Below are 7052 nucleotides of genomic sequence, written 5' to 3'. Positions count from 1 at the left end.
GCCGAGGCGCGACGCCGGTGCGGGCCTGGGCCCAGCGATCCGGGCGCGCCGGGGGCGCCCGGCAGGTCCGGGCGTCCCGGACCGCCCCGGCGGCCCTGGCCCGGCCCGCCCGGCGGCTCGGACCTCGCGGCGGTCGCGGTCCGGCCGGCCCAGGCGCCGCGGGCCACGCACCCGCTCGCGCACAGCGGACGAGTCGCCCTGTGACCGCCCTCACACAACTCGGTTCGAACTTCTCCTGCGCCCCGGCGTCCTGCCGTCGTCATCACGAACCGCCGAACACGGAGAAGCCATGACCACGCCCCTGACCGATCCCCTCACCACCGGAACCCACACCGTCGAGATCGACGGTCTCGTGCAGCGCTACCACGTGCACGGCACCGGGCCGGTGTGCGTCGCGCACTCCGGCGGGCCGGGCATCGCCTGGGAGTACCTGCGGATGCCCGCACTGGAGCGGCATCTGACGGTCGTCTACCCGGAGCCGGTCGGCAGCGGTGGCTCCGACCGCCTGCCCTCCCACCCGCACGGCTACAGCCGGGCCCGCTACAGCCGGTTCCTCGGCGCGCTGATCGAACACCTCGGCGTCACCGGAGTGCACCTGCTGGGCCACTCGCACGGCGGCTTCGTCGCCCAGTACCACGCCCTGCACCACCCCGAGCGCCTCGCCGGGGTGATCCTCTACGACAGCCTGCCGGTGACCGGCCCCGAGCACGTCGCCGAGACCGTGCGCCAGGTGGAGGCGTTCGCCGCGCGGAACGCCGGCCACCCCGGGCTCCCCGAGGTACTGGCGGCCTTCCAGGCCATTCCGACCGTCAGCAGCGACAGCGAGCACACCGCGGTCGCCCGGGGGCTGTTCCCCGCGTACTTCGCCGACTACTGGGGCCGGGAGGCGGCGTTCGCCCCCCTCCGGGCGGCCGTGACGTCCACCCACATCTCCGGTCTGGACGAGGACCTCTCCCCGGTCGTCGTCGACGACCGCGCCGACCTCGGCCGGCTCACCGTGCCCGCCCTGGTGCTCGCCGGCCGCCACGACTTCATCTGCGGAGTGCGGTGGGCCGAGGAACTGCACGGGCTGATCCCCGGCTCGCAACTGCTGATCCTGGAGAACAGCGGCCACTTCGGCCACATCGAGGAGCCGGAGGCCTTCACCCGCGCGGTGACAGGCTTTGTGACGCGCACCCCCTAGGGAACCCGACCCTCCGGACGCCGCGTGCCGCCGCCTCGGCGGCGGTGTCCGGGGCGCGGGCGGCCGTCAGTTGCGGCCGGATGCCGGGGCGACCTCGTCCTTCGCGTCCACGCAGGGCGCCGCCGGCTCGGCGCCCAGCAAGCTGAGGGGCAGCAGGGAGAGGTGCGCCATGTCGCCGGGCGGGGGCGTCCGCGTCGACCACAGGGGCGCGGGGGTGCCGTCGGCGACGGCGGCCGGGGCGTCGGTGAGGTTCATGCGCTCGCGCAGCCGGCCGTAGAAGTCCATCGGCGCGAGCCGGACCACCCGCAGCCGGCCCGGGGCGGCGTACACGCCGATCCAGTCCCCCGGTCCCAGAACGCCCCGTACCTGTCCGTCGACGCTGATCGCGGCCTGCCCCGAGCGTTCCAGGACACGCAGGCCGACGGCCTCGTTCGGGGCGGTGACGACCGAGCGGTTGAACGTCATGTGCGGGGCGACCGGCGTGAAGACGAGCGCGTCCGCGCACGGCGAGACGACCGGACCGCCGGCCGCGAAACTGTAGGCGGTCGAGCCGGTCGGCGTCGCCACCAGCAGCGCGTCGGCGGAGTAGGAGGCGAGCAGCCGCCCCGAGATATACACGCCGACGGACACCTGGCGGTCCCGGGACAGTTTCTCCAGTACGACGTCGTTGACCGCGGTGACGTGCAGGGGCACACCCCAGTCGGTGTCCTCCTCGCAGTCGGTGCGCACCTCGGGCGGCGGCAGCAGCGGTCCGCGGCCGTAGCGCATCAGCTCCTCCATGTCGGAGGGCACCTCCAGCCGGCGGGAGGCGCGCATGGTGAGCAGCATCCGGCTGTCGACGGTGAACCGGTCCTCGCGGATCGCGTCCAGCGCCTCCCGCACCGAGCAGGCCGCCACCTCGGTCAGGAAGCCGACCCGGCCCAGGTCGACGCCGAGGACCAGGGCGTCGTGGTGGGCGGCGAGCCGGGCGCCGCGCAGGAAGGTGCCGTCGCCGCCGAGGGTGACGATCAGGTCGGGGTCGCCCGCGGCCGCGACCTCCTCCCCGGAGCTGTGCCGTCCGCCGTCGTGCCAGACGTCGATGTCCGTGCACCGCACGTCGTGCTGCGCCGCCCACGCCCGTACGGTACGGGCGGCGTCCACCGCCTCCGCCCGGCCCCCGTGCACCACCAGTCCGAGCCCGTTCACCGTCATCTCCGCCTCCAGGACACCGTGCTCAGCCGTTGTTCCCACGCTGTCACGGCCGGGCGGATCTCACAGGCCAAGTGAGATGGCCAGCCGGGTGAGCTCGGCCGTGGTGTTGATGTCGAGCTTGGCGCGGATCCGGCGGAGGTAGGCGTCGACGGTGTGCCGGGAGAGCCCCATCAGGCGTGCGGCCTGCAGGTATGTGCAGCCCGCCGCGATGTGCTTCAGCGTCTCGCGCTCACGCGGGGCCAGCGCGACGGCGGCGGTCTCGGTGTGCTGGGTGACAACGGCGAAGCTCATGAGGATTCCCTTGCCGAATTGACCGATAACGGCGATTTGTCCGTTTACAAAACCCTGACAAGCCGACGTCATGGCGCCGTCCGCCGTCCGTCACAGGCGTGTCACAGGAACCCCGGACGAGCGTGACCACGGCGGCCGCGTGGTACCGGCGGCGGATTGGTGCTCCGTGTCGGCCGGGACCATCCTGGGAGAAGAGCCGGCCGTGCAGGTTCCGCGAAGGATGAGCGGCGATGGAACGACGTCCCACCCCTCCCAGCAACCGGGCGCAGACCCACGCCGTACCGCAGGGGATCTACACCGCCGCGGTCACGGTCGACGAGCGAGGTGCCGTGACCGGCTGGAGTGACGGGGCCATGCTGCTGCTGGGCTACCCGCCCGCCGAGATCCTGGGGCAGCACGCCGCCCGGCTGCTCGCCGAGCCGGACGGTGACACCTGGCGGGAGGCGGTCGCCGGCCCGCGGTGGAGCGGGACCGCGGCCCTGCGCCACCGCGACGGGCACCGGCTGGACCAGGACGTACTCGTCCACCGCCGGCTCTCCGGCGAGCGGCCGGGCGGCACGGAGTGGCGGGTGGTGTCCGCCGTGTCCGGGCCGCCGACGGCCGACCGGACCCTCGGGGAATGGGCCTTCGACCAGTCCCCCTGTGTCGCCGCCGTCTTCGACGAGGGACTGCGGCTGGTGCTGGCCAGCGTCGGTATGCAGCGCTGCCTGTCCCTCGCCGAGGGCACGATGCGCGGGCTGCGGCTGACCGACATCGTGCCGTACGAGGGCGGCACGGAGGCCGAGTCCGGTATGCGGCGGGTCCTGGACGGCGGCGGTCCCGGGGACGTCCGCCTGCGTCTGGACCCGGCCGACCCCGACCACGAGTGGCACGGACGGCTCGCCCCGCTCACCGACACGGACGGGCGGGTGCGGGCGGTGGCCCTGACAGCCCACTCCGATCCGTCCGAGCAGCTGGTACGGCGGCGGATGCTGCTGCTGAGCGACGCCGGGGTGCGCATCGGCACCAGCTCCGACGTGCAGCGCACCGCGCGGGAGCTGGCCGACGTCGCCGTCCCCGCCTTCGCCGACGCCTGCGCCGTGGACCTGCTGGACGCGCCCAGGTCCGGTGCCCCCGCGGCCGACGGCCGCGCGCTGCGCCGGGCCGCCGTGCGGTCGGTGCCGCACGGCCCGCCGCTCCCCCAGCCCTCCGGCGAGGTGCTGCGCTGCCCGCCCTGGTCGCCCTCGGGCAGGTGTCTGGCGGAGGGGCGGGGCACGGTGTACGCGGGCGACGACGCGGTGGTGACCCGCTGGATGCGGGAGGATCCGCGGGCCGCCGCATGGATCCGGGAGAGCGGGGCGCACTCGGTGCTGGCGGTGCCGCTCAGCGCGGCCGACACCACGTTCGGGGTGGCCCTGTTCGGCCGGAGCCGGCGCAGCGAGCCGTTCGACCCGGACGATCTGTGGCTGGCCGAGCAGTTGGCGGCCCGCACGGCCGCCAGCATCCACGGCACCGAACGCGCCCAGCGCCAGCACACCACCACGATGACCCTCCAGCGCAGTCTGCTCCCGCAGACGCTGCCCCAGCAGGCGGCACTGGACATCGCCACCCGCTACCTGCCCTCGGTCGGCCAGGCCGGGGTGGGTGGCGACTGGTTCGACGTGATCCCGCTGTCCGGGACCCGGGTCGCGCTCGTGGTGGGCGACGTGGTCGGCCACGGCATGCGGGCCGCAGCCACCATGGGCCGGGTCCGTACCGCCGTCCGCACCCTGGCCGACGTCGATCTGCCGCCCGACGAACTCCTCAGCCACCTCGACGACCTGGTCGTGCATCTCTCCGCCGAGGAGGCCGGCGCCGACAACGCCGAGGAGACCGCCGGCGGGGTCGGCACGACCTGCCTGTACGGCGTGTACGACCCGGTCACCCGCCGGTTCACCGTCGCCCGGGCCGGGCATCCGCCGCCCGCCGTGGTCACCTCGGGCACCGTCCACTTCCTCGACGTGCCGGCCGGGCCCCCGCTGGGCCTGGGCGGCCTGCCCTTCGAGTCCTTCGAGACGGAGCTGCCGGAGGGCAGCCTGATCGCCCTCTACACCAACGGCCTGCTCGAACCCCGCGACCACGACATCGACGAAGCCCTGGACAAGATGTTCACCGCGCTCGCCCGCCCCGCGCAGAACCTGGACACCGTCTGCGACCGGGTCCTGACGACCATGCTCACCCATCGGCCCGACGACGACATCGCCCTGCTCGTGGCCCGCACCCAGGCCCTGCACTCCGACCGGGTCGCCACCTGGGAACTGCCCTTCGATCTCGCCGCCGTCGCCGACGCCCGCAAACAGGCCACCGACCAGCTGGTCGCCTGGCAGCTGGAGGAGGCCGCGTTCGTCACCGAGCTGATCGTCAGCGAGATGGTCACCAACGCGTTCCGGTACGGCCGGCCGCCCGTCCGGCTCCGGCTCATCCACGACGATCACACACTCACCTGCGAGGTCTTCGACTCCAGCAACACGGCCCCGCACATGCGACGGGCCCACACCTACGACGAGGGCGGCCGCGGCCTGCTCCTGGTCGGCCAGCTCACCCAACGCTGGGGCACCCGCCACGCCACCACCGGCAAGACCGTCTGGGCGGAACAGTTCCTCACGGAGGAGTGAGCGTTCCGGCGGGCCGGGAAGGCTAGGGACCGAACATCGGGCGGGCCCAGGTGGGCGGGCCGGGGGTGGGCGGGCCGGAGGCGGGTCCGGTGTCCCGGCGGACGGTGGGGGTCCGGTCCCTGGGACGGCCCGACGACGCCGGTTCTCCCGGTACGACGCCGTACGCGGCGAGCCGCAGCGCGCCCACGAACTCCAGGCAGGAGCCGAAACGGTCCTCGGGGACCTTGGCCAGCGCCTTGTCGAACACCTCGTCCAGTCCCGGCGGCAGGCCGGACCGCACCTCGCTCAGCGCGGGCGGCCGGTCGTACTGGTGCGCCCACAGCAGCGCGATGTCCTCGTCCCGGACGAACGGCGGACCGCCGGCGAGCATCTCGAAGACCACGCAGGCGAGACTGTAGAGATCGCACCGGCCGTCCACCGGGCGGCCCGAGATCTGCTCCGGCGCCACGTAGTCGAGCGTCCCGACGAACTCGCCGACCGTCGTGAAACCCGTCAGCGACAGCGACTTCTTGGTGAGCCCGAAATCCGTGAGATAGACGTGCTCCGGGTGGTCGCTGTCCGTACCCCGCGCCACCAGCACGTTGCCGGGCTTCACGTCCCGGTGCACCAGATCGTGCTCATGGGCCGCGTCGAGCGCCGAGGCGATCTGGGCGGCGATCCGCAGCGCCGCGGCCACCGGCAGCACGCCCTCCTTGTCCAGCAGCGCGCGCAGATCCGGGCCGGACACGTAGCGCATCGCGATGTACAGCACGCCGTCCGTCTCGCCGGCCTCGAAGATCGGCACGATGTGGGGGTGGTCGAGGGCGGCAGCCACCCGTGACTCGTAGGTGAAGCGGCGGCGGAAGGTGTCGTTGCGGGCCATCTCGGGGGCGAGCAGCTTCAGGGCGACGGTGCGGTCCAGGCGGAGGTCCGTCGCACGGTAGACGACGGCCATTCCGCCCCGCCCGATCTCGCCCTCGACCTCGTAACCCGCGATGCGCGTCGCCATGGCATGTCCACCCCGTAGCGTGTCAAACCTTTACAAATCGTATCCAGAGGGGCGGCGTCCCGCCTGGGCGGGCGGCGCACACGCGAGAGCGGTGGGTGAAGCGCGAGAGCGGTGGGTGAAGGTCGGAAGACCTTCACCCACCGCTCAGCCACACACCTCAGCCGACGAGAGCCGCCGGGTCACCACCGCCATCCTGGCCACCACCGTCAGGAACGCCACCCTGATCGGCCGCGCCACCCTGATCCGTGCCGCCCTGATCCGTGCCGCCCTGCTGGTCGGTACCACCCTGATCGGCAGGCTGGTCAGCAGCGCCGCCACCCTGGTCCACACCACCCTGATCGGCGGGCTGGTCGGCAGGCTGGTCGGCCCCACCCTGATCGGCGGGCTGGTCGGCGGGTTGGTCGGCTCCGCCCTGGTCGGCGGGCTGGTCGGCGCCACTGTCATCGGCAGGAGCACCGCCCTTGTCCGTGCCGCCCTGCTGGTCGGTACCACGCTGATCGGCAGGCTGGTCAGCAGCGCCACCCTGGTCGGCACCACTGTCATCGGCGGGAGCACCGCCGTCGTCAGCCGGAGCACCGCCCTTGTCCGTACCGCCCTGCTGGTCAGTGCCACCCTGGTCGGTGCCGTGGTCCGTCCCGTGATCGGTTCCCTGGTCCGTCCCATGGTCGGTCCCCTGGTCCGTCCCATGGTCGGTCCCCTGATCCGTCCCATGGTCGGTCCCCTGATCCGTCCCATGGTCGGTCCCCTGATCCGTCCCATGGTCGGG

At 73.3% G+C, this 7052-nt stretch carries 6 protein-coding genes; 3 read left to right on the top strand and 3 right to left on the bottom strand.

Annotated features, from left to right (window positions below):
- The first annotated feature begins 289 nt into the window (after positions 1-289).
- The gene (locus AB0D59_RS48495) at positions 290-1183 is read left to right on the top strand and encodes an alpha/beta hydrolase (RefSeq protein ID WP_362578765.1); all 894 of its coding nucleotides are present in this window, start codon (positions 290-292) and stop codon (positions 1181-1183) included.
- 66 nt (positions 1184-1249) lie between these two features.
- On the opposite strand, the gene AB0D59_RS48490 is transcribed toward AB0D59_RS48495, so the two are convergent.
- Positions 1250-2374 carry an NAD(+)/NADH kinase gene (locus AB0D59_RS48490; RefSeq protein WP_362578768.1) on the bottom strand — a complete coding sequence of 375 codons (1125 nt, stop codon included), beginning with the start codon at positions 2372-2374 and terminating at the stop codon, positions 1250-1252.
- Positions 2375-2434: 60 nt separating this feature from the next.
- Entirely contained in the window at positions 2435-2665 is a 231-nt protein-coding gene (locus tag AB0D59_RS48485; RefSeq protein ID WP_362578761.1) for a helix-turn-helix transcriptional regulator, read from the bottom strand.
- Positions 2666-2895: 230 nt separating this feature from the next.
- Between AB0D59_RS48485 and AB0D59_RS48480 the strand changes: the two genes are divergently transcribed.
- Complete coding sequence (locus AB0D59_RS48480) at positions 2896-5298, top strand: SpoIIE family protein phosphatase (RefSeq protein ID WP_362578758.1); 2403 nt, start codon at positions 2896-2898, stop codon at positions 5296-5298.
- 22 nt (positions 5299-5320) lie between these two features.
- Here AB0D59_RS48480 and AB0D59_RS48475 read toward each other — a convergent pair whose 3' ends face one another.
- Positions 5321-6286, bottom strand: a complete 966-nt coding sequence (locus tag AB0D59_RS48475) for a serine/threonine-protein kinase (protein ID WP_362578755.1) — start codon at positions 6284-6286, stop codon at positions 5321-5323.
- A gap of 115 nt (positions 6287-6401) precedes the next feature.
- Between AB0D59_RS48475 and AB0D59_RS48470 the strand changes: the two genes are divergently transcribed.
- A partial coding sequence (locus AB0D59_RS48470; RefSeq protein ID WP_362578752.1) for a hypothetical protein occupies positions 6402-7052 on the top strand: 651 nt, incomplete at its 3' end.

The sequence above is a fragment of the Streptomyces sp. NPDC048417 genome (genome assembly GCF_040651615.1).
Taxonomy (GTDB): domain Bacteria; phylum Actinomycetota; class Actinomycetes; order Streptomycetales; family Streptomycetaceae; genus Streptomyces.
This window is presented reverse-complemented; position numbering and strand designations above follow the sequence as displayed.